Consider the following 23,186-nt stretch of genomic DNA (forward strand, 5'->3'; position numbering starts at 1 on the left):
ACGGGTTCGCGGGGAACCCCATTCCACGGAGAAGAGCATGAACGATACGGTGGTGGCGCGCCCGGTGCTGGATGGCGCGCGCGTGCAGGGTGGCGGGGCGTTCGACGGCTTCGTGCGGTCGGGAACGACGATCGAGCTGAAGGCCTTCACCGGTACGACCGGCGACCAGGGCGGCTTTGCGATCCCGCGCGAGATCGATGCGCAGATCGATGCGGTGTTGAAGAACGCCAGCCCGATCCGCGGCATCGCGAACGTCGTGCAGGTCGGATCGGCGGGATATCGCAAGCTGGTGACGACCGGCGGCACGCCGTCGGGCTGGGCGGCGGAGACCGATGCGCGGCCGATGTCGGGAACGCCGACGTTCGTCGAGATCGCGCCGCCGATGGGCGAGCTGTATGCCAACCCGTCCGCGAGCCAGGCGATGCTCGACGACGCGTTGTTCGACGTCGAGGCGTGGCTGGCCGGCGAGATCGCGGCGGAATTCGCCAAGGCCGAAGGGCAGGCGTTCGTGAACGGCAACGGCGTCAATCGCCCGCGCGGCTTCATGCAGTCGCCGACCGCGGCGACGAACGACGCGACGCGCGCGTTCGGGACGTTGCAGCACCTGCCGACCGGGACGGCGGGCGACTTCGGCGCGAACGGCGCGGAGCGGCTGATCGACCTGGTGCAGGCGTTGCGTGCGCCCTACCGCCAGGGCGCGACCTTCGTGATGAACGCGGCGACGGCGGCACGCATCCGCAAGTTCAAGACCAGCGACGGGCAATTCCTGTGGCAGCCGAGCCTCGTCTCCGGACAGCCCGCGACGCTGCTCGGTTATCCGGTGGTCGAAGCCGAGGACATGCCGGACGTGGCCGCGGGCAGCAACGCCGTGGCCTTCGGCAACTTCCGCATGGGCTATCTGATCGCGGAGCGCACCGAGACCAGCGTGCTGCGCGATCCGTATAGCAACAAGCCGTTCGTGACCTTCTACGCGACCAAGCGCGTCGGCGGGTGCGTTTCGAACAGCGAGGCGATCAAGCTGCTGAAGTTCGCCGCCGGCTGAGCCCGCGATCGCACGAGCGATCGCAGGACCGGCGAGGCCGGGCAGCGGAGGGCGGCAGCGCCGTCCTCCGTCTGACGGCGTTGCCGGTGGCGGAGCGCGACGGTCGCAGCTTCGCCGTGCGCGGCCCTGGGTCGCGTCGCTTCGCTCGCGATGACGGGTCGCGACAGCGCGGGCGCAGAGGAACCCCGGCCTTCTCCGGGATGACGGAAGGACAGGAACGACATGACATTCGTGACGGGGGAGCCCGGCGCGGTGACGCTGGGTGCTGCGGATCGGGCACTGGCGTTGGCGGCGGTGCGCGCGGAACTGCGTGCGGCGACGGTGGACGACGACGCGCTGGCGATCGCGTTCGTCGAAGCGGCGCTGGGGCTGGCGGAGCAGTTTACCGGGCGCGTGCTGATCGTGCGCGAGGTGGTGGTGGACATGGCGGCGTCGCCGGGCTGGCGCGCATTGCCGGTGGTCCCGGTGCGCGCCATCGCGGGGGACGGGATCGCGGTCGATATCGATGCGGACGGCGTCGGCTGGGTGAAGGGCGTCGGCGTGATGCGGGTGACGTTCACCGCCGGGCTGGCGAGCGGCTGGGCTGCCTTGCCCGCCCCGTTGCGACAGGGCGTGGCGATGCTGGCGGCGCATCTGTTCACCGATCGCGCCGGCAGCGCGCCGGTGCCGGCAGCGGTGAGCGCATTGTGGCGGCCGTTCCGCACCGTGCGGCTCGCGCGACCGGTGCACGCATGAGGCGCGCGGTGGAGCGCGGGCTGGCGCGGGCGCGCGCGCGACTGGCGGCGCGGCTGCGTGACCTGCTGCCGGATGCCGACGTCGAGGAGCGCGACGATGCGGTGGAGGTCAGCGCGCGCGGGCTGGCGCGGCGGTGGGTCGACGATCCGCGGCTGACGTGGTGGCGGCAGTGACCAGCGCCGGGAGCGGGGCGGTGCGGGCGGCGGTGCTGGCGCGGCTGCGTACGCAGGTGGCGGTGACGCGCGTGTTCGAGGGAGCGGCGGCGAAGGGGACCGTGCCGTTCCTGACGTTGCGCGACTGGGGCGCAAGCGACTGGGGGACGAAGGACCGCGCCGGGGGCGAATTGCGCATCGGCGTGGCGGTGCGCGACGCAGGCGAGAGTGGCGCGCGCGCGGTGGCGCTGGCCGCCGCGGCGGAAACGGCGCTGCTGTCGCTTCCGTCGGTCGCGGGATGGCGGGTGGTGACGGCGGTGCCGGTGCGCAGCGTGCTCGTAAACGAGGGTGTGGGACGCTGGTCGGCGCTGGTCGACGTGCGGATACGGATCATGGCGGAGGATTGAGATGGCGGCGGAAAAGGGCAGTGCGTTCCTGCTGAAGGTCGGCGATGGCGCCAGCCCGGTGGCGTATCGGACGGTGGCGGGGCTGCGCACGACGCAGCTGAGCGTCAACGGCGAGGCGGTGGGGGTGACCAGCAAGGATTCGGGCGGGTGGCGCGAATTGCTGTCGGGCGCAGGCGTAAGGTCGGTGAGCGTCGCTGCGGCGGGGGTGTTCACGGGATCGGCGGCGGAGGCGCGCGTGAAGGCGAGTGCGCTGGCGGGCACGCTCGACGATTACCGGCTGACCTTCGAGAGCGGGGAGATGATGACCGGGCGGTTCCTGGTCACGCGGCTGGACTATGCCGGGGATTACAACGGCGAGCGCAGCTACACGGTCGCGCTGGAGAGTTCCGGCCAGGTGGTGAGCGCATGAACCCGGCAGCCAATCCCGCGCGCGGCGAGGCGGCATTGCGGATCGCGGGTGAAATGCTCGTGCTGCGCCCGACGTTCGCGGCACTCGTGGCGGCGGAGCAGGAATTGGGGCCGCTGTTCGGGGTGGTCGAGCGCGCGGCGGACGGGCGGCTGGGGCTGGCCGAGCTGGTGGGGCTGTTCTGGCATTGCCGGCACGGCGCGCCGGACGCGCTGACGCGCGAGCGGCTGGGCGAGGCGGTGGTCGAGGCCGGGCTGGGTGCGGCGACGCCCGCGCTGAAGGTGCTGCTGCGGCAGATCCTGGCGGGGCGATGACGACGTTCGCCGAGGAGGCGCGGCGGCTGGCCGGGCTGGCGGGCGTGATGTTCGGGTGGCGACCGGACGATTTCTGGCGCGCGACGCCCGACGAACTGGCGGCGCTGGTGCGTGCGTGCGTGCCCGAGGGTGCGGCGCCGCCAGACGCACAGGCGATCATGGCATTGCAGGAGGCCTTTCCGGATGGATGAGGAAATTGATCGACTGGTGATCGGCGTGCGCGCCGACACCAGCGGGTTCGCGCGCGACGTGGCGGCGATGCGTAACGTCCTTGAAGGACCGTTCGCCAGCGGCGCGGATCGTGCCGGCCGCGCGGTGGAGACCGCGCTGGCGCGGGCGGTGCGGACGGGCAAACTGGGGTTCGACGACCTGCGTGCGGTCGCGCTCGGCGTGATGGCGGACATCGCGGCGGCGGCGCTGAAGGCCGGGATCGGCAGCGTACTGGGAGGCGGCGGGTCAGCGGGCGGCCTGGGCGGCGTGCTGACCGGGCTGCTGGGGTTGCCGGGCCGCGCGACCGGCGGGCCGGTGAGCCCCGGACGCGCCTATCTGGTCGGCGAGCGCGGGCCGGAAGTGTTCGTGCCGACCAGCAGCGGGCAGGTGGCGGTGGCGGGCAGCGGGGGCGCACGCGACGTGCGGGTGGCGATCACGATCAACGCCGGCGGCGGCGCGGCGCCCGAGGCGATGGCGCGGTCGAGCCGACAGGTGGCGCGCGCGGTGCGTGCCGCGCTGACCGAAGCCGGGTGAGGGGATGCAGCGATGGGCCATTGGTTGACGGCGGCGCGCGCCGGGCAGGCGGCGGGCGTACTGACGCGTTTCGATCCCGCTTATTGGACGGTCAATTTCCCGCGGCCGATGATGGCGGCGGTGACGACGAGCGCGGCGGATGCGCTGCGTGTCGATGCAGTGTTCTACCACCGCGACGATCTCGCCGGGCTGATCTGGGAAAGCGAGGACCGGCACGATCATCCGCTGCTGCGTTACAAGACGGCGCGCGATTATCGCGCATGCCGGCTGTCGTTCCGCTGGCGGTCGGCCGGGGTGCTGGCGCTGGATGCGGTGAACGGCCCGGTGCTGACGATCGAGGGGCGGGATGCCGCCGGGCGCGCGCGATCGTGGTATGTGCGGCTGTGGAATTATGCGACCGGGACGCCCGAGGATGCGCGGGTCGCGATCGACTTCGGGAAGGTCGACGGCGGGTTCCTGCTGCCGGGCGAGCGCGATCCGGTGTGGGCGGGCGACGTCGACCGGATGTTCGTGTCGCTGGTGGCGCCAGGGTATGAGAAGGCGGGCGGTGCGCTGCCGAACCCCGTCGAAGCGTGGGTGGAGCTGAGCGGGATCGGGTGCGACGGTGCCGGTGCCGTAATCGCGGTGGGCGACGCGGTGCTGCCCGAGCACGACCTGCGGATCGCCAGCGGCTATGACGACAGTTACCACCTGACGCCCGCACGGCTGCTGCGCAACGCGCTGCACCTCGGGTATCGCGGTGCGATCGTCCATTATGTCGGCATGAGCCACTATTTTCGCCTGCGCGGCGGCGTGGTGGAGGGGGCGCTGAACGTCGCGTGCGCGGCGTGGCATCGCGACCTGGCGCAACGCGCGAAGGCGCTGGGCTATGTGCTGATCTGGTCGCTGTCGTACGAATTGTTCGATGCGCATTGCCCGGCGGGGTGGAAGCAGCGCGCGGCGGACGGTTCCCCGGCGCTGACGGGCTGGGTACCCCCGTCGACGCTGCTGTCGCCGGCCAGCACGGCGGCAATGGCGTATCTGCAGGGTGTCGCGCGGGCGTTCGTGGCGATCGGGGCCGCGGCCGGGCTGGTACCGCATTTCCAGATCGGCGAGCCGTGGTGGTGGGTGACGCCGGACGGCGCACGGCCGTGCATCTACGACGACAGCGCCAAGGCGGCATTCGCGCCGGTGGCGGTGCCGAGCGTGCGCGGCACGCTGGATGCGGCGCAGCGCGCGACGCTGGACCGCGCCGGGGCGGCGCTGGCGGCATCGACCGCGGCGCTGGCGGCGGTGGTGAAAGCGGCCGCACCGGGGTGCACGACCTACCTGCTGGCGTATCTACCGACGGTGCTGGACGCGCAGGCACCGGAGGCGAAGCGGATGAACATGCCGACCGGCTGGGCGGCGCCGGCGTTCGATGTGCTCCAGCTCGAGGATTACGACTGGGTGACCGACGGCGATACGCCGTCGAGTGCGCGCGGGGCGGCGGCCGCAGCGGCGCGGCTGGGGTATCCCGCGCGGCAGCAGGAGTATCTCTCGGGCTTCGTGCTGCGGCCCGAACAGCGCGGGCAATGGCGCGCGATCGTCGCGGCGGCGGCGGCGGCGCAGGCGCGCGGAGTCCGGCGGGTGTATCTCTGGGCGCTGCCGCAGGTGCTGCGCGACGGCCTGGTCTATTGGCAGGAGGAGGGTGCGGTGGAAGCGTTCGACGACGTGATGTTCCCGCTGGCGCTGGGGCGCGAGGCGGAGGTGACGCCGACCTTCTCGACGGGGGTGACGACCAGCGCCGGTGGCCGCGAGACGCGCAGCATCGGCTGGGCGGCGGCGCGCACCCGCTACGACGTCGGCCCCGGCGTGCGCAGCGAAGCCGACGTCGCGACGTTGCTGGCGTTCTTCCGCGCGCGCATGGGGCCGGCGCGCGCGTTCCGGCTGCGCGATCCGTTCGACTGGCGTGCGACGAACGAGGCGATCGGGATCGGTGACGGCGCGACCCGGACGTTCCCGCTGGTGCGGCGCTATGGCGCGGCGACGCGGCGGATCACGCGGCCGGTGGCGGGCAGCGTGCGCGTGACGGTGGCGGGTGCGGCGACGCAGGCGTTCGCACTGGGCGACGGCGGGGTGGTGACGCTGGATGCCGCACCGCCGGCGGGCGTGGCGGTGGCCGCGTCGTTCGACTTCGACGTGCCGGTCCGCTTTGCGGACGACCAGCTGAGCGTGGCGCGTGCGACGCATCTGGCCGGCAACGCGCCCTCGGTTCCGCTGATCGAGGTGCGCGAGGCATGAGCGACCGGGTGGTGACGCAGGCGCTGTGCTGGCGGGTGGAGCGTGGCGACGGGGTGATGGTGGCGCTGACCGATCATGACCGCGACCTGGTGGTGGATGGAATCCTGCACCGCGCCGCGCCGGGGATGACGCCGTCGGCGGTGGTGCGGGGAGAGGGGCTGGAGGCCGACACGATGGAGGTGACCGGCGCACTGGGCGCGGCGGCGTTCCGGCGCGACGATCTGGTCGCGGGAAGGTGGGACGGCGCGCGGGTGGTGATGAACGCGGTGGACTGGGGCGATCCGGCGCGGGCCGCGGTGCCGCTGGGCGAAGGGCGGATCGGCGAGGTGGAGCTGACCGCCGAAGGCTTCACCGCCGAGATGCGCGGCGCGCAGGCGCGACTGGAGCGGCCGGTGACCGAGGCGACCTCGCCGGCGTGTCGCGCGATGCTTGGCGACGCGCGCTGCCGGGTGGCGATGGCACCGCGGCGCCGGTTCGCGCGGGTGTTGGCGTGCGTGGACGAGCGGGTGACGATCGCTGCGGGCGGCGACCCGCCGGGCCCGGTCGACGACGCATATGGCGAGGGCGTGCTGCGGTGGTTCGGTGGCGGGAACACCGGGTTGACGAGCGCGATCGAGCGGTCGGTGGGGGCGGTGCTGACGCTACGCGCGCCGCCGGTGTTCGCCGTCGCTGCGGGAACGTTGGTCGAGGTGAGCGAGGGATGCGACCGGCGGCTGGCGACGTGCGCGACGCGATTCGGCAACGTCGCGAACTTTCGTGGCGAGCCGTTCCTGCCCGGCATCGACCTGCTGACGCGCTACCCCGGCGGATGACCGCGGGTGAGCGGGTGCTCGCCGCGGCACGCGCGCTCGTCGGGGTGCGGTTCCGCCCGCAGGGGCGCGACCCGGCGTTCGGGCTCGATTGCGTCGGGCTGGCCGCGGTCGCGCTGGCGCGGGCGGGCGCGGTCGTGACGATGCCGCGCGACTATGGGCTGACGCGCGGGGTGCTGCCGACCGACGCGGTGCCGGCGGCGATGGTGCGCTGTGGCGGCGAGGCGGCGGGCGACGTGCTGGTGTGCCGCGTGTCGGCGACGCAGCTGCACCTGGCGATCCGCGCGGCGGACGGGATCGTCCACGCGGACATGGCCGCACGACGAGTGGTGGAGCGCGGCGGGCCGGTGCCGTGGCCGATCGAGGCGGCATGGCGCTGGACGCCGGAAGGAGACTGACATGGCGACATTGGTGCTGACGGCGGTCGGCAGCGCGATCGGCGGGCCGATCGGGGGCGCGATCGGCGGGGTGTTGGGGCAGGCGCTCGACCGCAACGTGCTGCTGGCGCCACGAGCGCGACAGGGGCCGCGGCTGAGCGACCTGAAGGTGCAGACCTCCTCGTACGGCACGCAAATTCCGAAGGTGTTCGGGACGATGCGTGTCGCGGGCTGCGTGATCTGGGCGACCGAGTTGATCGAGACGCGCAGCACGACCCGCGGCGGCAAGGGGCGGCCAGGCGTGTCGGGGTACAATTACGCCGCGTCGTTCGCGGTGGCGCTGTCGGCCCGGCCGATCGCATCGGTCGGGCGGATCTGGGCGGAGGGCAAGCTGCTGCGCGGTGCGGCAGGCGACTGGAAGACGCCGACCGGGTTCCGGTTGTATCCGGGCAGCGAGGAGCAGCAGGCCGATCCGCTGATCGCGTCGCTGACGCCCGATACGCCGGCCTATCGCGGCATCGCCTATGCGGTGTTCGAGGCCCTGCCGCTTGGCGACTTCGGTAACCGTATCCCGTCGCTCAGCTTCGAAGTGGTCGCGGACGCGGCGGCGCCGTCGATCGGCAGCGTGGCGCGCGAACTGGGCGGCGGTGCGATCGTCGGAGCGGGTCCGGCGTTGCCGTTGCCGGGCTATGCGGCGAGCGGGGAGAGCGTCGCCGGCGCGCTGGACGCGCTCGCGACGATCGCGGGCGCGTGGTGGACGCCGGCCGGCGCGGGGCTGCGGCTGGCGGACGGCGTCGATGCTGTGGTGGCGATCGACCCGGATGCGTCGGTCAGCGAGGTGCGTCGCTCGATCGAAACCGTACCGGCGCGGGTGAGCGTGTCCTGCTACGACCCGGCACGCGACTATCAGATCGGCGTGCAGCAGGCGCAACGCCCCGGTGGCGGGTGGCGCGACGCGACCAACGACGTGCCGGCGGCACTGGACGCCGCGACCGCACGCGGGCTGGCGCAGGCGCTGGTGAAGCGGGCGGAGCGCGCGCGTGTGACGCGGCGCGTGACGCTGGATGCGACAGCGATCGGCATCGCGCCGGGTGATGCCGTCCGCTTGCCCGATGCGGGCGAGCCGTGGCGCGTGACTCGCACGGAGGTGGCAGGGCGGGGGGTGACGCTGGACCTCACGCCATCGGGATCGGCGACGATCGTGCTGGCCGCCGATCCGGGCCGGGTGGTGGCGGCACCGGACCGGCGCGTCGCGGCGACGATACTGGTCGCCGCCGAACTGCCGCCGTTGGACGATGCGCGCGTAGATACGCTGCGGATTGCCGTACTGGCGGGCGGCGATGCTTCGGGTTGGCGAAGCGCCGCGCTGCTGGTGAGCGGCGACGGTGGGGCGAACTGGGAAGCTGCGGGCGCGACTGCCGCGCCCGCGCTGGTCGGGCGACTGGCTCAGCCGGCCCCCGCCGGTTCGGCGTGGCTGGTCGATCGTGCAACGGCGATCGAGGTTGACCTGACGCACGAGGCGCTGACGCTGATGTCGGTGGACGATGCGGCACTCGATCGCGGCGGGAACCTGGCGGTGTTGGGCGAGGAGCTCTTCCAGTTCCGCGACGCGGTGCAAGTCGCACCGCAGCGGTGGCGGCTGTCTACGCTGTTGCGGGCGCGACGCGGCAGCGTCGTGCGGGCGTGGCCGAAGGGGACGGCCTTCGCGCTGATCGAGGAGGCGTGTGTTGCAACGGTCGCGGTGCCGCACTCGCGGGCAGGCGAGACGATCCGGCTGATGGCGAGCGGCCACGGCGATCCGACCCCGGTGGCCGTGGCGGTGACGCTGAGCGGGATGTCCGTCGCGCCGCCCTCGCCGGTGCGGTTGCGCGCGTCCCGGCGCGGCGATGGCAGTGGCGAAGTGCGCTGGGTGCGGCGCAGCCGGCTCGGCTGGCGCTGGAGCGACGGCATGGAAGTGCCGCTCGGAGAGGAACGCGAGCTTTATGCCGTCACGGTCGGCGCGCGGCAGTTGACCAGCGAGGCGCCGCAACTGGCGCTGCCCGCGGGTTCGCTGCCGCCAGGCGTGGTGCCGGTAACGGTGCGCCAGCAGGGGACGCTGGCGCCGTCCGCAGCGATCGAGGGCGTAATGGAGGGAGACGGACGATGACCGACGAGGATAGCGCGCGGCTGGTACTGCCGCTGCTGGCGCCGGGGCAGGCGCAGAAGGAGTTGTGGCACAACGAGGCGCTCGCGTTGCTCGACATCGCGGTGCAGGCGACGGTGGAGGAGATCGGGCGCGATGTACCGCCTGCCGCGCCGGAGCCGGGGCGTTGCTGGATCGTCGGGGCGGCGCCGACCGGCGCCTGGATCGGGCATGCAGGGTCGATCGCCGGGTGGACGGCGGGCGGCTGGCGCTTCGTCGCGCCGCGTGTGGGTCTGGCGGCGCGGCACGTGCCGAGCGGGCACGAAGCGGTGCACGACGGCACGCGGTGGCGGACCGGCGATCTGCGCGGTGTACGGCTGCTGATCGACGGCCAGCAGGTGATCGGCCCGCGCACGCCCGCGATCACCGTGCCGATCGGCGGTTCCACGATTGATGCCGAACTTCGCACTTGCGTGGGAACCATCCTTAATAGCCTGCGAAACCATGGACTTATCGAAGCATAGCGACCCGCAGCACCTGAATTTTTGTGTGACAATCGTGTCACAGTCGCAGGTATTTGTCAGCTTGTTCGGCAACCAACGTTTCGGTAGTGAGTTTGCGCTGTCCGTAGTGACACCATGGAAAGGGGATTATGATGCGTAAGCTTGCCATAGTCATGGCGCTTGCCTCCACCGCCCTCGCAACGCCGGCGCTTGCGCGCGACAAGGCGTGGTATGTAGGCGTTGAAGGCGGTGCGATGATCGTCGAGGACATCGACTGGAGCGTGACCGGCGCCGGCACCGGAGCGGCTAGCCGCAACGGCACGGCAACTGTCGATCACGACTACGGTTGGGATGTCGACGGTATCGTTGGGTATGACTTCGGTGCGTTCCGCCTGGAGACCGAGGTCGGCTATCGCCGTGCTTCGATCGACAGCCTTCGCACCACTGCCGGGCTTCCGATCAGCGCCACGGCGCAGGCGAACCCGGGGACTTTTGATGCAGTCGGTGGCCGTACGTCGGCGCTGAGCTTCATGGTCAACGGCTTGCTCGACTTCGGTGAAGACGACGGCCTGCAGGGCTTCGTCGGCGGCGGTGCGGGCGTCGCCCGCGTCCAGGCGCGGATCGACTCGAGCTCGAACTATCGCCTGCTCGACGACTCGGACACCGTCTTCGCCTGGCAGGCGCTGGCCGGTATCCGTGCACCGCTGAGCGAGAACGTCGACGTTTCGCTGAAGTACCGCTTCTTCAACGCCGACAACGTCAACCTGTTCGACGCACGCGGCAGCGCGTACGATGGCCGGTTCCGCTCGCACAGCCTGCTGGGTGGCGTGACGTACAACTTCGGCGCTCCGGAGGAGGCTGCTCCGCCGCCGCCGCCGCCGCCGCCGCCGCCTCCCCCCCCGCCCCCGCCGCCGCCGCCGCCGCCGGAAGTGGTCTGCTCGCCGGGTCCGTTCATCGTGTTCTTCGAGTGGAACAAGTCGGACGTCACCCCGGAAGCAGGGTCGATCCTCGACAACGCGGTTACCCAGTATCAGAGCTGCAACAATGCGCAGGTCATGCTGGCGGGCTACACCGACACCTCGGGTGCGGCGAAGTACAACGTGGGCCTCTCGCAGCGTCGTGCAGACGCGGTGAAGGCGTACATGGCGTCGAAGGGTATCCCGGACGGCGTGATGACGACCGAAGCGTTCGGCGAGACCCGCCTGCGCGTCGAAACCGCCGACGGTGTGCGCGAAGTGCAGAACCGTCGCGTGGAGATCACCTACGGTCCGGGTTCGGGCCAGTAAGGTCGATCACTTCGGTGACGAAAAGAGGGGAGGTCGGCGCAAGCCGGCCTCCCTTTTTCTTGTGCGGTACGTAGGTTTCGAGGCGCGAGCACGTGGTGCCGCTTCCCTCATGCTGGTGGAAGCCTGCAGCGGCTCCGCACGGGTCTGACCTGGGGCCTGCCACGTCGGTGGTGGCGGGCACCGGCGCTGCCAGCCGCCGTCAGGGCGCGTCGGCCTCGCGTACGTTCGTTGCGACACCGCCCCGGCAATGTCGGAGTAATCGGCGGCGTCAAGAAAGATACGCGATGGCGGATCAGGCGGACGTCGTCTCCGCGCCACTGCCGAGCGCCGTCGCCAGCCAGGCGGGCACGCGTGCCTCACCAAGAGCATCGACACGCCGAAGGGTGACCATGATGCCTAGCTCGGGGTAGATCGCCCGTCGGCGCGTGTCCCCCTCGTCGATCGGCGCGACCACCAAACGGCGGCGGACCTTGTCGCGATGGTGCATCCGGGCGGTGTTCTCCTGTCCGACGTAGCAACCCTTGACGAAGCTGACGCCGGCCAACTCGCGTGCATTCGCCTCCAGCCACAGCGTTTCGCCTGCACCCAGTTCCACGACACCTTCCGTGACGCCGAGCGACAGGCGATGCGCGTGCCAGCCGTCGGCCGGGGAACCCGGAGCGGCCAGCCAGCGCGCGCCCAGCGCCGGGAGCCGCGGGTCCGGCGCACGATCCGGCGTCTCGTGCGCCCAGTGCACAGCGAGCGCGTCGTCCGGCGCGATCGTAATCGCGCGTCGCAGCCGGTACATCGCGAGCCGCCGCGCGATCGCGTCGATCTGCGAGCGCTCGACATCGAGCAGCACGTCCGCGCCGTCCCCCCACACGATCATGTCGAACAAGGCCTTGCCCTGCGGCGTCAACAACCCGGCCCAGACCGGCAGCTCATCGGCGACGTCATTGGTCAGCAATCCTTGCAGGAAGCCGCGTACATCGTCGCCGGACAGCCGCAGCAACGCTCGGTCGGCGAGCATCGTCGCCGGGGTGGTATCGTTCATGGCGCCAAGGTAGGGAGAGCGACGACCCCGCGAAAGAGCCAGAAAGGGCTGACGATGGCGACCTACGACCTCCTGCTGACCGGCGGCACCGTGCACACGCCGGGTGGCCCCGTCGCCGCCGACGTCGGGGTGCGCGACGGTCGGATCGTCGCGGTCGGCGCGCGCGGCGACGCCGGGCGGACAATCGACTGCACCGGCCTCGACGTGCTGCCGGGAGTGATCGACACCCAGGTGCATTTCCGCGAGCCCGGGCTGATCCACAAGGAAGACCTGGCGACGGGTAGCGAAGCGGCGGTGATGGGCGGCGTGGTTGCCGTGTTCGAGATGCCGAACACCAAGCCGAACACCGACTCCGCAGAATCGATCGCCGACAAGCTGGCACGTGCCGACGGGCGGATGTGGTGCGACCACGCCTTCTATGTCGGCGCCACGAACCACAATGCGCGCGACCTCGCGGAGCTGGAGCGGTTGCCGGGGACGGCCGGCGTCAAGATCTTCATGGGCGCCTCGACGGGCGACCTGCTGGTCAGCGAGGACGCGCGGCTTGCCGAGGTGTTGGCAAGCGGGCAGCGACGGGTGGCGATCCATGCCGAGGACGAGGATCGCATGAACGCGCGCGGTGGCGAGCGCATCGACGGCGATCCCTCGTCGCATCCGGTGTGGCGCGACGATGAGAGCGCATTGCTGGCGACGACGCGCATCCTGCGCCTCGCGCGCGCGGCGCGGCGGCGGATCCACGTTCTGCACGTCACCACCCCGGCCGAGCTGGAACTGCTCGGCCAGAACAAGGACATCGCGACGTGCGAAGTGACGCCGCAGCACCTGACGCTGGCGGGCGAGGAGGCATATCCGCGGCTCGGCACGCTGGCGCAGATGAACCCGCCGATCCGCTCGGGCGCGCACCGTGACGGGCTGTGGTACTGGCTCAATCAGGGCGTGCCCGACGTGATCGGTTCCGACCACGCGCCGCACACGCTGGAGGAGAAGGCCAAGCCCTATCCCGCGAGCCCGAGCGGGATGCCGGGCGTGCAGACGTTGTTGCCGCTGCTGCTGGATCACGTGGCGCACGGCAGGCTGACGCTCCAGCGCGTGATCGAGTTGACCAGCGCGGGTGCGCAGCGGATCTTCGGGCTGAACGGCAAGGGGCGGATCGTGGCGGGCTATGACGCCGATTTCACGATCGTCGACCTGAAGAAGCGCTGGACGATCGAGGAGCGCTGGTTGCGCTCGCGCGCGGGCTGGTCGCCGTTCACCGGCATGGAACTTACCGGCAAGCCGATCGGGACGATCGTGCGCGGGCAGGTCGCCATGTGGGAGGATACGCTGGGTGATGCGGCGCGCGGTGCGCCGATCCGCTTCGAGTCCGCGGATTTTCCCGGCAGCCGGTGAGACGACCGCCGGGTGGACGTCGGGCGTCCCCGGTTCGGCCGGGAACGCCCGCCGATCAGGTCAGAACGGCAGCCACTTCGAGGTTTCAGTGAACTTCATGTAGCCGACGTTGACGCCGGCACGCCAACCGACGCCGAGCCGCACGGGAATCAGCACGACATTGCCCTTGCGCAGATAGGTCGCCGCGAAGCCGCCAACGAAATACAAGCGCCCCTCTGCCCCCGGGAAGCGCGCGAACAGGTCATGCGTGTCGTAGAGGTTATAGACGAGCACGAACACCTTGTTCGCGTCGCCGCCGACGTCGAAGCCCACCGACGGCCCGGTCCAGTAAACCGGTCGCTGGCCCTCCACCTTGTGGGTCATCACGCCGGAGCCGTAACGCACGCCGACGATGAAGGCGCCCGACGCCTCGCGTCCGGCGATATAGGCGTTGGGCTCGCCCTGGTCCTTCAGGATCTTCTCGATGATCTGCCCGAAGCCTTCGGCGCCCTTGCCGAACACGCCCTCGCCTGCGGCGATCAGGTCGTCGCGCTTGTAGGTGGAGGCTGCCGACGTCGTCGCGTCCGCGCGCACCTCCGGCCCGGTCGGGGGAGGGACCGTCTGCGACGGCGGGGCCGGAGTAGGATCCTGAACCGGTGCCGGGTCGCGGGCTGGCGCTGGCGCACGTGGCGTGCGAACCGGCGGCGGATCATTCGCGACGTCGCCATCGATCGCCGCGTTGGGATCGATCGTCCGCACCTGCGCGACCGCGCCAGGCGACGCGGCGATCATCACCGCGGCCAGCATCGCCGACCAAGTGCTGCGCTGTGCCGTCCGCATCGTTTATACCCCCTCGATCATGGCTGCGGTATAGGCCGGACCGTGCTGTCGCGGCAATGAACGGCACGATAACCGGAGTCCGCCACGCGATGTGCGGAAATCGCGCACTTGCCATTGATCGCCGCCGCAGCCCTCGCTATAGCCGCGCCTCACGCCGGACCCGGAGACGTGGGTGAGTGGCTGAAACCAACGCTTTGCTAAAGCGTCGTACGGGAAACCGTACCGAGGGTTCGAATCCCTCCGTCTCCGCCACTGTGCCGCAGAAATCCTAGGGATTTCCGGCCATAAGGGTTTCTGCCCTACAATCTGCCCTAACAAGCCAGCGATCATACGCAGCGCTGGATTCTCTTAAGTAGCCACTCGGCGTCGGCGCCTTCACGCGGGCTGGCTCTGTTCTAGCCGGCGCTGGATGCTCGCCTATCGGTCAAATTGTTCCGGCGATAAGGGCGCTGCTGGATCGGCGACGACATCCTCTGGATGTTGACGCGGTTCGAACGCGACAACCCATTGCGGATAACCGTTCGGCGACATGACGATGTCGGCATGCCCGACCGGGTCATTGCCAGTTTCGACCCACCCAGCCCCGTGGCAATAATCGCAGCTGGCGCGTTTGCACCGAAAGCTCACCAGATCGATCTCGGTGTTCCACTGGCCGTGCCCCTTACAGATCGAGCATTCCGCATCGAGGGTGCCGTTCCGCGGCTGAAGCGGGATGATGTCGAAGGCGTGAGGGCTGTTCGGCCCATCACATTGAACGACGTTGCTAGCGTGGGCGATCGGTCTTCTCCTTGGCGCCGTACGAACGACCGGACGATCGATGCGGTTGCCGCGTTAGGCAACATCTGCGTCATCGTTTGGGCTTCACGTCACCGTCGTCCTTGCGGATAAAGCTGATTTTGCCCTGCGTCTCCAGGATCGCCCAAGTGACCTGGTGCATATGGGCGATCCCCGCCAGCCGCATCTCCGCTTCGACCTCTAAGCGTGTGATACGATCGCGGCGAAGGTTCGCTTCGATTAGAGCACCGTCCCGAATGATGACCTGTGGCCGGTCGTTGAGCAGCACCTCCAGCCTAAGTGACAGGTACGTGGCCCAGCTGAAGGTGGCGATCTCGAGGATCGAACCCGTCAGACCGAAGTTGTCGACCCATCCAAATCGGTGCTCCCTGCCGCAGGAGCCAAGCTGATCACGCTGGACGCTTATGTTGGAAGGAAGAAAGATACGCCGAAACCGAAAGAAAGATGCGAGATGAAGTCAGACATAAAAGATAACATTTCCAGCAGCTTTAACGAGCGCTTAACCATTTGACTCAGCTTCATGACTAAACCACGCAGTCGGGCGAACCAAGCGTAGAAGCGGGCGGGGGGATGCTTGCGGTTCGTGAACAGTGGGAGACTTAGGATGAAATAGGCGCTAATCGCGGCTGGTCTGATGGCCGGTGCTGCATCCATCGTACCTATCCAAGCTTCGGCCGCAACAATCTTCGGCGTCGACGAGAATAATCGGCTGGTAACGTTCGACAGCGCTTCGCCTTCCACCATGCTATCCAGCATCCAGATCACCGGCTCCTCGAGCAGCTTTCAAGCGCTCGACTTCCGTCCGGTCAACAACGCGTTGTATGGGCTGAGCACCAACCGCCAGGTCTTCACGATCAACACTGCTACCGGCGTCGCAACGGCTGTTGGCAGCACATTGGCACTCGGTGGAAACTCGTTCGGGTTCGACTTCAATCCGACGATCGATCGCGTTCGCATCGTCAGCAACACCGATCGAAACTACGTTTTCAATCCGGAAAATGGCTCGGTTGTTGGCGCGCCGACCGCTGCGCCACTGGCCTTCGCTGCGGGTGATCCTAACCAAGGCGCTAACCCAGGCGTCACCGCCGCTGCGTACACGTCATCGACGTTCGGCGCGGCAGCCGGCACTACCCAGCTCTACGTGCTGGATACCGACCTCGATGTGCTTGCACGTCAGAACAACAACGGCGGGGTGCTGACCACCGTGGGTGGCTTCGGCGCCGATCTAGGTTCGCGCACCAGCTTCGACATCTCCGGTACTGACGCTTTCGCCTTCAACGGCTCGACGCTGTACCGCGTCGATCTGAACAGCGGCGCGCTCACGTCGCTTGGCAACACCGATCGTGGCTTGTTCGGCATCGCAATCGCCGCACCGGCGGTTCCGGAGCCGGCGACCTGGGCGATGATGATGCTCGGTTTCGGCGCGGTCGGCTACGCAATGCGGCGCCGCCCGAAGATGCGCTACCAACAAGCGATCTGACGCTCAAGGCGGGCGGCGATCGGCCGCCGCCCGCTAGCGAGTGCTTCAGAGTAAAAGCGAGCTCATGCCTCGAACCTCTGGTTGCGACCTCACCGCTGCATCTTGTCGTAATGTCATCAATTGTGACGGGAATGGCTTCGCAAGCGCAACTGCGTCGTCGAACGGGCGCGTAAGCCAGCGATCTTCATCTTCTTCGTCGAGCAACACCGGCATGGCCTTCGGGTGGATCGGCGCCACCAGCGGGTTCGGATCGGTCGTCAGGAAGGCGAACACCGCGCTGCCCTCTAACGGCCGCCACACTCCCGCGAAGCTGACGATCGGGCGGCTGGGCACGTCGAACCAGTGGAGCGGCAGCTTTCCGTCCGCGCCTCGCTGCTGCCCATACTCGCTGAAGCTGGTGAACGGCACCAGGCAGCGGCGCTCCGGGTTCATGAGCGCCGATCGCCAGAACGGCGAGGTGTAGTTGCGGACGTTCGTCACGCGCTTGTCGAGCAGCACGGGCTTGCCAGTCGCCTTGTCGATTCGCTTGCCCGGCACCTTGTGCGGGAAGCCCCACGCCATGACGTCGAGCGCGCGGGCGCCGTTCTCCTGACGAACGACGTACGCCGGTTTGTCCGGGAACAGCTCAGGCGGCGGGATCGTGAGATCGGGCGGGAAAGGGGAGGCGACGCCGTAGCGTTGCGCCAGCGCAGCCTGCGCCTCGGTCATCCGATACCTGTTGCACATGGGCCGATGATGTCACGTGATTTGCCCGACGCCAATATGGCCCAGCCCCAGCCAAATCTCTCACACAGCTCGTTTCAGCGGTGCCGGCCTTTTATGATCGGAGAGCGTCGTCACCAGACGCTCGATCACCGGCGCCGCGTTCGAGGGCTTTCGCGGGATCGTGGCGCGAGCCGCCGCTGTTCGCATCCAGCCACCACCTGCCATCGTACCTGCGGTGCTTCGCGCGATTGCAGCCGAGCAGGAGAGACATGATGAAGAACACCATCCGTATGGCTGTCGCGGCATTGGCGCTGGTCGGTGTCGCCCCCGTGGTGTCGGCGCAGGCTAATCCGAAAGTCGGTGGCGCGGCCATGTACCCCACCAAGACCATCGTTGAGAATGCCATCCAGTCGAAGGACCACACCACCCTGGTCGCCGCGGTCAAGGCGGCTGGCTTGGTGGAGACGCTGTCGGGTCCGGGGCCGTTCACCGTCTTCGCGCCGACCAACGCCGCCTTCGCCAAGCTGCCGGCGGGCACCGTCGATACGCTGCTCAAGCCCGAGAACAAGGCGACGCTAACCAGCGTGCTGACCTACCATGTCGTGTCGGGCACCATGACCTCGAAGCAGATTGCCGCGGCGATAAAGGCAGGCGATGGCAAGGCTGCGCTGACCACGGTCCAGGGCGAAACGCTGACCGCCATGATGCACGGCGGCAAGCTGATGCTGACGGACGCGAAGGGTGGCACGTCGATGGTGACGATCAAGGATGTGCGGCAGTCGAACGGCGTGATCCACGTCGTGGACACCGTGTTGATGCCCTAACCACCTTTGGCCGGCAGCATTCGCTGCCGGCCTCCTGCATCGCTCGTGCTGCTGGTTGGCGTCCTTGAAACGCGCGGCAGGTCTGAATGAAGGGTGTAGTTCGAATATGCGGCGGGTGCGGGTGGCAGTCGCTCACAACGTGCTTAGAGCGGGAGAATATACGTGCTGTTTCACACGATGGTCGGCTCCAATGACATTGAGCGGTCAAAACGCTTTTACGACACCCTTCTCGGCACGCTCGGCATTGGGGAAGCGATCCTGAACATGGCCGACAGTGGCCATACACGTCTCATATATCGCGGTGAGGACGGAACAGCATTCATTGTCAGTCAACCGATCGATGACAAGCCGGCTACTGTTTCAAACGGCAGCACGGTCGCCTTCCAGTGCGGCTCCCCGGAGCAAGTGCAGCAATTCCATGACGTTGCTGTCGCGGCTGGAGGGACATCGATTGAAGCTCCGCCTGGCCCCCGTCACACGGCATCCATGGGCACCCTCGAGCTTGCCTATGTTCGCGACCCGGACGGCAACAAGCTTTGTGGCATTCACCGTTCCGGATGAATAGACATGGAGTAGGCGCGCTACGAATAATGGTGGCAAGCCTACTCCGGGCTTAAAGGCGATTTTCCTCTTCGACGTCAGCGCCCTGTTCAATCAACCGTTGCGCGCTCCAGCGATAGGCCAGATGGCAGCCCGCCCATGGATGCCGGAGCTCGGCAGTCGCAGCCGTCCATATTTTAGTCAGCAGCCGCTGCTCGCGCACAAACAGGCGCAGGACGTGCAGGGCAAGGCGCGCCTTGATCGTTGCCCACTACGATATGCGGCCCTCAGGCGGCGGCGAGCGCGATCTGCGGCTAGGACATGCGGTTCTCGGTTGCACATGGCGCGATCGAAGCAACCGAGGACCTAAACTTCAAAGCCTTGTTCCCGATTAAAGCCGCGGTCTGCCGGCGTCCGCCGGAGCTCTCCACTACACTCGTATAGTACGGGATCCTGCCCAAGCAGTAGCTGCGCATATTTACAATGAAGATGTCATTTTTCACAATACATCGTCCTAATCCAATTGGAGTATTGCTATTGAGTGGGGTCCATCACAAGAAGGTTATCGCGGGCGCTGAAGGCTTCAAGCATCTACTGTTTCATTAGTAGGTTTTGGGAGAGGGCACATGCGGAAATTCATTCTTGCTTGCGGTGTTGCGGCGATTTTTACATCGGTCCAATCGTCCGCGGCTACCTACATGATCGGGGACAATGATGGCTTTGGCGTCGGCGTTTCGGATAATGCAGACCACCCTTTTACGGGCCTCCCCCCATACGACAACCGGAGCGCAGCCGAAAAGGCTGCAATGAACGGGGCGCAATACACCGACACTTATAGCACGACACAGCCGGGCTACAGTCCGCAGGCGGGCGCAATCGCCACCTTTATTTTCACCAACCTGGGAAGCGGCTGGACACAGGGGGCGATGACCTTCGATTTGGCCGACTTTCAAGCCAGCACCTTTGGCGCGACAGTCGTTACATACAACGGTTTCGTTCAGAACTGGGCCTTCAACGACGGGTATCCTAAAACAGCGATCCACTCTTTCGATCTACAACAGAACGTTCTCAACTCTATAAATTCGTTGGGGAGCTTGACTGTCAAAATCGACCGCTCTGCTTCCACTGACTTCTACGGCTTCGACTATGCTATGCTAACGGATTACAACATAGTCACCCCCATGCCCGCTGTTCCGGAGCCGGCGACTTGGGCGATGATGATCCTCGGTTTCGGTGTGGTGGGGCACTTACTTCGTCGCGGTAAGTCGCACGTGCGAACCGCCATTCGCTTCACCTAAGCACTCGCAAACTGGGCTCGATAGAAGACCGTCGCTTGCGCGAGCGACGGTCTTTCTAAGCCCGTAATCGGGCGGAGGCAGTTCTCATCGAAACTCCGCCCACACCGGATGCCCTCGCTTCTCCAGCTCAGCGACAAGCCAGCGGTGCGCCTGCTGTGCGCCGCCCCACGGCTTGCCGACGCTCTCCCGGGCCGCGGTCCAGAACGTCGTCAGCAGTTCGGAACTAGCAAGGCATGGACGCAGCACACGCAGTGCGAGGCGCACAGCCGGGGTGCAGACGTCCTCCCGCACCGCGCGCTGAGCGGCGTCCTTCAGCACAAGCAGCGCCAGGTTCATCACCAGCGTCCTGGCACGCTGCTCTCGTAGCTCGCGATCGTCTCGGCCGAACGGCACTGCGTCGACCTTCACGTCGTGCCCGGCGCCCACGTCGCAGCGCTGGCAGACAAACGCGCGCCGTGCAGTCGGCCAATCCATCGTCTGCCGGTGGAAGCTGCGTGATTTAATCACCGCCTCCAGATCGTGCACCTTCACCGTCTTGCAAACGCGGCACGTGACCCGGAGCGATGCCTCTATCTTCCGCAGGTCGTACAGGGTTTTGGGATCACCAACCATACCGCCTAAATCCCGGAACATTGCAGGAACAAAAAGGCTGGAAAGCGCAGCCAAGAGGGTGCATCTGATAGCTAGAACCGCCCGCCAGCGAGTCGATGCGGGTGGACGCAGGTCGATCGAGGATCACGGACATGATGCAGATTGAAGGGTTGCCGCCCGCCCGGTCACTGTCGTTTGGAGAATGGGTGCTCTCGCAGAAAGACCGTGGCGGGTTGATCGGCTCGCTCGCAACTGGCGCAGCCGCTGATCGCGCCTTCCCGAAGCAGGGCAACCCTGAAGACGTACGCGCTCGCCTCCGCACACTTCAGGCCGAAGGCGATATGTTCGAGGCGGTCGACGATGCCGAACTTGATTGGGCAGCCTACTAGCCGGTGGCGAATGATCGCGCCGCGCCACCAGGCATCGGGCACAATGGAGGTGGCTGCCGGCTGTGCGAAAGCGAAGACCGCAATGCGCTGATCGAGCACGTCGCGCAGGCGCTATGGCAAAGCCGCGAACCGGACGGCGGATGGTCGTGGGAGACAGCGGGCGACCACTGGCGCCGGATTTTTCGTCAGCTCGCCGAGACGGCGCTGGACGCGATGCGGTCTTCTTAGCAAGAAAATCGGCGGACACCGGCGCTCCGATGCGGCTGGCACATAGGGCTAGCGCGTCGTAGCGAGCCGCATGTTTAGCCGTTACCTACCTTCCGCTGCCATTTTTGTCACCACGGCAGCATGCACGCGCCTGGTGCTCCAGCATACGATAGACACGCGGTATCAGATCCTTGCCTTCTGGCTTTTCGGGGCCGTGCTGGAGGCCGCCATGTTTGCCTTGAGAAAGGATCATGATCTCCGCCGTCTGCTGATCAACGGGTGCGCCGCAACCGTGGCGATGGTCGTCGTGCGGCTCATACTTGAAGGCGTGCCCGAGAAGGTGGCGCATTTGCTTTAGCGCGCATCTGTGGGGCGGTTAGCTAGGATGCGCCTCGCTGTCTTTTTCCGCGTCTCCGCCTTCCGTCGGCTGCTCAGCAGCGACGAAGGATGCGCTCTCGTCACCACCGGAGTTGTCGCTCCGGTTCATCGTTTCCTGGAAATCGCTGGGCTTCGGCTCATTGGGCTTGTGATCCGACATATGTCTCTCCTGGGCTGCCGTCTGAACGCTCAAACGCGGAGAGCGAGCCGACAAACCACGCTTACCTAAAGCAACCTCTCGGATGATGCGGCTGCGGCCACTTATCTGTCACGTCGTTCGCGTCCGTGACGGGGATGGGCCGTTGTGGTGCCAATCAGGCAAGCTATCCGGGTTGCTGGGCTGCAGGCGCCGAACATCGAGAACGCAGCCCCTTGTCGTCGGCCAGCATGCCAGCGGCAGGCCTATGTCTGCGACGATCCCGCCACGAGTATCGTCGCTCCCCTCGCTGAGCAAGGCTAAACCCAAAACCCTATCGCGTACTGCCTGCCGCCCGCGGGCTGGGGCTAACAGGACTTTCGTACGCCTGCCGGCGCCGAAACTCTTAAGGAGAGCTGCCCGTCCGCTTACGCGCGCAGAGAACCGCAGAGCGGCGGTTACGGTCAGGACCCATTGATGTGAGCGCCGCGATCTGATTCAGGCCCCGTGAGGAGAGCGTGGATGAGCGACCTGTACTGGTTGACGGATGAGCAGATGGCGCGCCTGCAGCCGTACTTCCCCAAGAGCCATGGCAAGCCGCGGGTCGATGACCGACGGGTGCTGAGTGGCATCGTCTTCGTCAATCGCAACGGACTGCGCTGGTGTGATGCACCGAGCGCGTATGGTCCGCACAAGACGCTGTACAACCGGTGGAAGCGCTGGGGTGAACGGGGCGTTTTCCTGCGCATGATGGAGGGTCTGGCGTCAGCGGAGGCCGTGCCGAAAACAGTCATGATCGACGCGACTTACCTGAAGGCACACCGCACGGCATCGAGCCTGCGGGTTAAAAAGGGGATCTCGGCCGCCTGATCGGCCGCACGAAAGGCGGTATGAACACCAAGTTGCATGCCGTCAGCGATGCGGATGGGCGGCCCTTGAGCTTCTTCATGACCGCCGGGCAGGTCAGCGACTACACCGGCGCGGCAGCTCTGCTCGACGATCTGCCAAAGGCGCAATGGCTGCTTGGTGATCGCGGTTATGATGCGGATTGGTTCAGGGACGCCCTGGAAGCCAAGGGCATCCAGCCCTGCATCCCGGGCCGTAGATCGCGCAACGAGCCGGTCAGGTACGACAAGCGGCGCTACCGGCGCCGCAGCCGCATCGAGATCATGTTCGGCCGCCTGAAAGATTGGCGCCGCGTCGCCACACGCTACGACCGATGCCCAACGGTCTTCCTCTCCGCCGTCGCCCTCGCGGCCACAGTCATCTTCTGGCTATGACCAATGAGTCCTGACCCTAGATACCCTCCGTCTCCGCCATAATCGCGTGCAAGGGCTCCGAGGTCCTGCATTCGATGACTTCGCGCTATAGTTCTCATCGCCCTGCCCAGGCCGGTCGCCACCCCGCATCGTGGCCAACGCTGTCGGTCTACATTGGCGTCCT

29 protein-coding genes and 1 tRNA gene are annotated in these 23,186 nt (G+C 67.5%); 24 read left to right on the forward strand and 6 right to left on the reverse strand.

What is annotated here, in order from left to right; translation table 11 throughout:
• The first annotated feature begins 37 nt into the window (after positions 1 to 37).
• The 14 genes from SPHPHY_RS0101510 to SPHPHY_RS0101575 all read left to right on the forward strand — a co-directional run bounded on the left by SPHPHY_RS0101510 (position 38) and on the right by SPHPHY_RS0101575 (position 11,159).
• Positions 38 to 1,042, forward strand: a complete 1,005-nt coding sequence (locus SPHPHY_RS0101510) for a phage major capsid protein (protein WP_022684949.1) — start codon at positions 38 to 40, stop codon at positions 1,040 to 1,042.
• Positions 1,043 to 1,264: 222 nt separating this feature from the next.
• Positions 1,265 to 1,777 carry a hypothetical protein gene (locus tag SPHPHY_RS18825; RefSeq protein ID WP_022684950.1) on the forward strand — a complete coding sequence of 171 codons (513 nt, stop codon included), beginning with the start codon at positions 1,265 to 1,267 and terminating at the stop codon, positions 1,775 to 1,777.
• Entirely contained in the window at positions 1,774 to 1,950 is a 177-nt protein-coding gene (locus tag SPHPHY_RS21645; protein WP_022684951.1) for a hypothetical protein, read from the forward strand. The genes SPHPHY_RS18825 and SPHPHY_RS21645 overlap by 4 nt, the downstream gene beginning before the upstream one ends.
• The gene (gene gp17, locus SPHPHY_RS0101525; RefSeq protein ID WP_196802095.1) at positions 1,947 to 2,336 is read left to right on the forward strand and encodes a tail completion protein gp17; all 390 of its coding nucleotides are present in this window, start codon (positions 1,947 to 1,949) and stop codon (positions 2,334 to 2,336) included. The genes SPHPHY_RS21645 and gp17 overlap by 4 nt, the downstream gene beginning before the upstream one ends.
• 1 nt (position 2,337) lies before the next feature.
• Positions 2,338 to 2,745 (forward strand): phage major tail protein, TP901-1 family, encoded by a 408-nt coding sequence (locus SPHPHY_RS0101530; RefSeq protein ID WP_022684953.1) that lies wholly within the window; start codon positions 2,338 to 2,340, stop codon positions 2,743 to 2,745.
• Positions 2,742 to 3,056 (forward strand): gene transfer agent family protein, encoded by a 315-nt coding sequence (locus SPHPHY_RS0101535; protein WP_022684954.1) that lies wholly within the window; start codon positions 2,742 to 2,744, stop codon positions 3,054 to 3,056. Before SPHPHY_RS0101530 ends, SPHPHY_RS0101535 begins: the two co-directional genes overlap by 4 nt.
• Complete coding sequence (locus SPHPHY_RS0101540; RefSeq protein ID WP_022684955.1) at positions 3,053 to 3,247, forward strand: phage tail assembly chaperone; 195 nt, start codon at positions 3,053 to 3,055, stop codon at positions 3,245 to 3,247. The genes SPHPHY_RS0101535 and SPHPHY_RS0101540 overlap by 4 nt, the downstream gene beginning before the upstream one ends.
• Positions 3,240 to 3,800 carry a hypothetical protein gene (locus tag SPHPHY_RS0101545; RefSeq protein WP_022684956.1) on the forward strand — a complete coding sequence of 187 codons (561 nt, stop codon included), beginning with the start codon at positions 3,240 to 3,242 and terminating at the stop codon, positions 3,798 to 3,800. Before SPHPHY_RS0101540 ends, SPHPHY_RS0101545 begins: the two co-directional genes overlap by 8 nt.
• A gap of 12 nt (positions 3,801 to 3,812) precedes the next feature.
• Positions 3,813 to 6,062: a DUF2460 domain-containing protein gene (locus SPHPHY_RS0101550; RefSeq protein WP_022684957.1), complete on the forward strand. Its 2,250-nt coding sequence runs from the start codon at positions 3,813 to 3,815 to the stop codon at positions 6,060 to 6,062.
• Positions 6,059 to 6,874 carry a DUF2163 domain-containing protein gene (locus tag SPHPHY_RS0101555; RefSeq protein ID WP_022684958.1) on the forward strand — a complete coding sequence of 272 codons (816 nt, stop codon included), beginning with the start codon at positions 6,059 to 6,061 and terminating at the stop codon, positions 6,872 to 6,874. Before SPHPHY_RS0101550 ends, SPHPHY_RS0101555 begins: the two co-directional genes overlap by 4 nt.
• The gene (locus SPHPHY_RS0101560; RefSeq protein WP_022684959.1) at positions 6,871 to 7,269 is read left to right on the forward strand and encodes a hypothetical protein; all 399 of its coding nucleotides are present in this window, start codon (positions 6,871 to 6,873) and stop codon (positions 7,267 to 7,269) included. Before SPHPHY_RS0101555 ends, SPHPHY_RS0101560 begins: the two co-directional genes overlap by 4 nt.
• A 1-nt stretch (position 7,270) precedes the next feature.
• Positions 7,271 to 9,394 (forward strand): phage tail protein, encoded by a 2,124-nt coding sequence (locus SPHPHY_RS0101565; RefSeq protein WP_022684960.1) that lies wholly within the window; start codon positions 7,271 to 7,273, stop codon positions 9,392 to 9,394.
• Positions 9,391 to 9,894, forward strand: a complete 504-nt coding sequence (locus tag SPHPHY_RS0101570) for a DUF2793 domain-containing protein (protein WP_022684961.1) — start codon at positions 9,391 to 9,393, stop codon at positions 9,892 to 9,894. Before SPHPHY_RS0101565 ends, SPHPHY_RS0101570 begins: the two co-directional genes overlap by 4 nt.
• Before the next feature lie 131 nt (positions 9,895 to 10,025).
• Positions 10,026 to 11,159, forward strand: a complete 1,134-nt coding sequence (locus SPHPHY_RS0101575; RefSeq protein ID WP_028056362.1) for an OmpA family protein — start codon at positions 10,026 to 10,028, stop codon at positions 11,157 to 11,159.
• 292 nt (positions 11,160 to 11,451) lie between these two features.
• Here SPHPHY_RS0101575 and SPHPHY_RS0101580 read toward each other — a convergent pair whose 3' ends face one another.
• Positions 11,452 to 12,192, reverse strand: a complete 741-nt coding sequence (locus tag SPHPHY_RS0101580) for a YgfZ/GcvT domain-containing protein (RefSeq protein WP_022684963.1) — start codon at positions 12,190 to 12,192, stop codon at positions 11,452 to 11,454.
• A gap of 54 nt (positions 12,193 to 12,246) precedes the next feature.
• On the opposite strand from SPHPHY_RS0101580, the gene SPHPHY_RS0101585 reads away from it, so the two are divergent.
• The gene (locus tag SPHPHY_RS0101585) at positions 12,247 to 13,581 is read left to right on the forward strand and encodes a dihydroorotase (protein ID WP_022684964.1); all 1,335 of its coding nucleotides are present in this window, start codon (positions 12,247 to 12,249) and stop codon (positions 13,579 to 13,581) included.
• Positions 13,582 to 13,641: 60 nt separating this feature from the next.
• Here the strand turns inward: SPHPHY_RS0101585 and SPHPHY_RS0101590 are convergent, their stop codons facing one another.
• A complete protein-coding gene (locus SPHPHY_RS0101590; RefSeq protein ID WP_022684965.1) occupies positions 13,642 to 14,400 on the reverse strand; it encodes a DUF1134 domain-containing protein in 759 nt (252 codons plus the stop codon).
• A 162-nt stretch (positions 14,401 to 14,562) separates the two neighbouring features.
• Between SPHPHY_RS0101590 and SPHPHY_RS0101595 the strand changes: the two genes are divergently transcribed.
• A tRNA-Ser gene (locus tag SPHPHY_RS0101595) sits at positions 14,563 to 14,652 on the forward strand.
• Between the two features lie 595 nt (positions 14,653 to 15,247).
• Here the strand turns inward: SPHPHY_RS0101595 and SPHPHY_RS22395 are convergent.
• Entirely contained in the window at positions 15,248 to 15,463 is a 216-nt protein-coding gene (locus SPHPHY_RS22395) for a YetF domain-containing protein (RefSeq protein WP_051148248.1), read from the reverse strand.
• Positions 15,464 to 15,829: 366 nt separating this feature from the next.
• Between SPHPHY_RS22395 and SPHPHY_RS22400 the strand changes: the two genes are divergently transcribed.
• A complete protein-coding gene (locus tag SPHPHY_RS22400) occupies positions 15,830 to 16,675 on the forward strand; it encodes a DUF4394 domain-containing protein (protein ID WP_081645194.1) in 846 nt (281 codons plus the stop codon).
• A 45-nt stretch (positions 16,676 to 16,720) separates the two neighbouring features.
• Here the strand turns inward: SPHPHY_RS22400 and SPHPHY_RS18840 are convergent, their stop codons facing one another.
• Positions 16,721 to 17,401 (reverse strand): SOS response-associated peptidase, encoded by a 681-nt coding sequence (locus SPHPHY_RS18840; protein WP_081645195.1) that lies wholly within the window; start codon positions 17,399 to 17,401, stop codon positions 16,721 to 16,723.
• A gap of 251 nt (positions 17,402 to 17,652) precedes the next feature.
• On the opposite strand from SPHPHY_RS18840, the gene SPHPHY_RS0101620 reads away from it, so the two are divergent.
• The 3 genes from SPHPHY_RS0101620 to SPHPHY_RS0101625 all read left to right on the forward strand — a co-directional run bounded on the left by SPHPHY_RS0101620 (position 17,653) and on the right by SPHPHY_RS0101625 (position 20,042).
• A complete protein-coding gene (locus tag SPHPHY_RS0101620; RefSeq protein WP_043130237.1) occupies positions 17,653 to 18,204 on the forward strand; it encodes a fasciclin domain-containing protein in 552 nt (183 codons plus the stop codon).
• 162 nt (positions 18,205 to 18,366) lie between these two features.
• Positions 18,367 to 18,765 carry a VOC family protein gene (locus tag SPHPHY_RS21135; protein WP_081645196.1) on the forward strand — a complete coding sequence of 133 codons (399 nt, stop codon included), beginning with the start codon at positions 18,367 to 18,369 and terminating at the stop codon, positions 18,763 to 18,765.
• 605 nt (positions 18,766 to 19,370) lie between these two features.
• A complete protein-coding gene (locus SPHPHY_RS0101625; protein ID WP_022684970.1) occupies positions 19,371 to 20,042 on the forward strand; it encodes a PEPxxWA-CTERM sorting domain-containing protein in 672 nt (223 codons plus the stop codon).
• Positions 20,043 to 20,126: 84 nt separating this feature from the next.
• Here the strand turns inward: SPHPHY_RS0101625 and SPHPHY_RS0101630 are convergent, their stop codons facing one another.
• Positions 20,127 to 20,708: a hypothetical protein gene (locus SPHPHY_RS0101630; protein WP_156024959.1), complete on the reverse strand. Its 582-nt coding sequence runs from the start codon at positions 20,706 to 20,708 to the stop codon at positions 20,127 to 20,129.
• A gap of 77 nt (positions 20,709 to 20,785) precedes the next feature.
• Here SPHPHY_RS0101630 and SPHPHY_RS0101635 point away from each other — a divergent pair, with 77 nt between their 5' ends.
• The 3 genes from SPHPHY_RS0101635 to SPHPHY_RS0101645 all read left to right on the forward strand — a co-directional run bounded on the left by SPHPHY_RS0101635 (position 20,786) and on the right by SPHPHY_RS0101645 (position 21,587).
• The gene (locus tag SPHPHY_RS0101635) at positions 20,786 to 21,022 is read left to right on the forward strand and encodes a hypothetical protein (RefSeq protein WP_022684972.1); all 237 of its coding nucleotides are present in this window, start codon (positions 20,786 to 20,788) and stop codon (positions 21,020 to 21,022) included.
• 3 nt (positions 21,023 to 21,025) lie between these two features.
• Positions 21,026 to 21,250, forward strand: coding sequence for a hypothetical protein (locus SPHPHY_RS0101640; protein ID WP_022684973.1), 225 nt, complete (start codon positions 21,026 to 21,028; stop codon positions 21,248 to 21,250).
• A 70-nt stretch (positions 21,251 to 21,320) separates the two neighbouring features.
• Positions 21,321 to 21,587, forward strand: a complete 267-nt coding sequence (locus tag SPHPHY_RS0101645; RefSeq protein ID WP_156024960.1) for a hypothetical protein — start codon at positions 21,321 to 21,323, stop codon at positions 21,585 to 21,587.
• Between the two features lie 18 nt (positions 21,588 to 21,605).
• Here the strand turns inward: SPHPHY_RS0101645 and SPHPHY_RS21650 are convergent, their stop codons facing one another.
• Positions 21,606 to 21,767: a hypothetical protein gene (locus tag SPHPHY_RS21650; protein ID WP_022684975.1), complete on the reverse strand. Its 162-nt coding sequence runs from the start codon at positions 21,765 to 21,767 to the stop codon at positions 21,606 to 21,608.
• Between the two features lie 498 nt (positions 21,768 to 22,265).
• Here SPHPHY_RS21650 and SPHPHY_RS21140 point away from each other — a divergent pair.
• A protein-coding gene (locus SPHPHY_RS21140; RefSeq protein ID WP_156024961.1) for an IS5 family transposase occupies positions 22,266 to 23,023 on the forward strand; the annotation gives its coding sequence in 2 pieces (ribosomal slippage) (positions 22,266 to 22,599 and positions 22,599 to 23,023; 759 coding nt in all).
• Positions 23,024 to 23,186 lie beyond the last annotated feature (163 nt).

Origin of the sequence: Sphingomonas phyllosphaerae 5.2 (assembly GCF_000419605.1) — a bacterium.
In the GTDB taxonomy this organism is placed as follows: domain Bacteria; phylum Pseudomonadota; class Alphaproteobacteria; order Sphingomonadales; family Sphingomonadaceae; genus Sphingomonas; species Sphingomonas phyllosphaerae_B.

Excerpts from the sequence above, each read along its gene's own strand:
- SPHPHY_RS0101570 (WP_022684961.1), top strand. The coding sequence starts at position 9,391 with ATGACCGACGAGGATAGCGCGCGGCTGGTACTGCCGCTGCTGGCGCCG.
- SPHPHY_RS0101645 (WP_156024960.1), top strand. The coding sequence starts at position 21,321 with ATGTTTAGCCGTTACCTACCTTCCGCTGCCATTTTTGTCACCACGGCA.
- SPHPHY_RS0101530 (WP_022684953.1), top strand. The coding sequence starts at position 2,338 with ATGGCGGCGGAAAAGGGCAGTGCGTTCCTGCTGAAGGTCGGCGATGGC.
- SPHPHY_RS22400 (WP_081645194.1), top strand. The coding sequence starts at position 15,830 with ATGGCCGGTGCTGCATCCATCGTACCTATCCAAGCTTCGGCCGCAACA.
- SPHPHY_RS0101620 (WP_043130237.1), top strand. The coding sequence starts at position 17,653 with ATGAAGAACACCATCCGTATGGCTGTCGCGGCATTGGCGCTGGTCGGT.
- SPHPHY_RS21650 (WP_022684975.1), bottom strand. The coding sequence starts at position 21,767 with ATGTCGGATCACAAGCCCAATGAGCCGAAGCCCAGCGATTTCCAGGAA.
- SPHPHY_RS0101550 (WP_022684957.1), top strand. The coding sequence starts at position 3,813 with ATGGGCCATTGGTTGACGGCGGCGCGCGCCGGGCAGGCGGCGGGCGTA.
- SPHPHY_RS0101545 (WP_022684956.1), top strand. The coding sequence starts at position 3,240 with ATGGATGAGGAAATTGATCGACTGGTGATCGGCGTGCGCGCCGACACC.
- SPHPHY_RS0101575 (WP_028056362.1), top strand. The coding sequence starts at position 10,026 with ATGCGTAAGCTTGCCATAGTCATGGCGCTTGCCTCCACCGCCCTCGCA.
- SPHPHY_RS0101560 (WP_022684959.1), top strand. The coding sequence starts at position 6,871 with ATGACCGCGGGTGAGCGGGTGCTCGCCGCGGCACGCGCGCTCGTCGGG.
- SPHPHY_RS21645 (WP_022684951.1), top strand. The coding sequence starts at position 1,774 with ATGAGGCGCGCGGTGGAGCGCGGGCTGGCGCGGGCGCGCGCGCGACTG.
- SPHPHY_RS0101510 (WP_022684949.1), top strand. The coding sequence starts at position 38 with ATGAACGATACGGTGGTGGCGCGCCCGGTGCTGGATGGCGCGCGCGTG.
- SPHPHY_RS0101580 (WP_022684963.1), bottom strand. The coding sequence starts at position 12,192 with ATGAACGATACCACCCCGGCGACGATGCTCGCCGACCGAGCGTTGCTG.
- SPHPHY_RS0101555 (WP_022684958.1), top strand. The coding sequence starts at position 6,059 with ATGAGCGACCGGGTGGTGACGCAGGCGCTGTGCTGGCGGGTGGAGCGT.
- SPHPHY_RS18825 (WP_022684950.1), top strand. The coding sequence starts at position 1,265 with ATGACATTCGTGACGGGGGAGCCCGGCGCGGTGACGCTGGGTGCTGCG.
- SPHPHY_RS18840 (WP_081645195.1), bottom strand. The coding sequence starts at position 17,401 with ATGTGCAACAGGTATCGGATGACCGAGGCGCAGGCTGCGCTGGCGCAA.
- SPHPHY_RS0101540 (WP_022684955.1), top strand. The coding sequence starts at position 3,053 with ATGACGACGTTCGCCGAGGAGGCGCGGCGGCTGGCCGGGCTGGCGGGC.
- SPHPHY_RS0101625 (WP_022684970.1), top strand. The coding sequence starts at position 19,371 with ATGCGGAAATTCATTCTTGCTTGCGGTGTTGCGGCGATTTTTACATCG.
- SPHPHY_RS0101590 (WP_022684965.1), bottom strand. The coding sequence starts at position 14,400 with ATGCGGACGGCACAGCGCAGCACTTGGTCGGCGATGCTGGCCGCGGTG.
- SPHPHY_RS0101565 (WP_022684960.1), top strand. The coding sequence starts at position 7,271 with ATGGCGACATTGGTGCTGACGGCGGTCGGCAGCGCGATCGGCGGGCCG.
- SPHPHY_RS0101535 (WP_022684954.1), top strand. The coding sequence starts at position 2,742 with ATGAACCCGGCAGCCAATCCCGCGCGCGGCGAGGCGGCATTGCGGATC.
- SPHPHY_RS0101635 (WP_022684972.1), top strand. The coding sequence starts at position 20,786 with ATGATGCAGATTGAAGGGTTGCCGCCCGCCCGGTCACTGTCGTTTGGA.
- SPHPHY_RS0101585 (WP_022684964.1), top strand. The coding sequence starts at position 12,247 with ATGGCGACCTACGACCTCCTGCTGACCGGCGGCACCGTGCACACGCCG.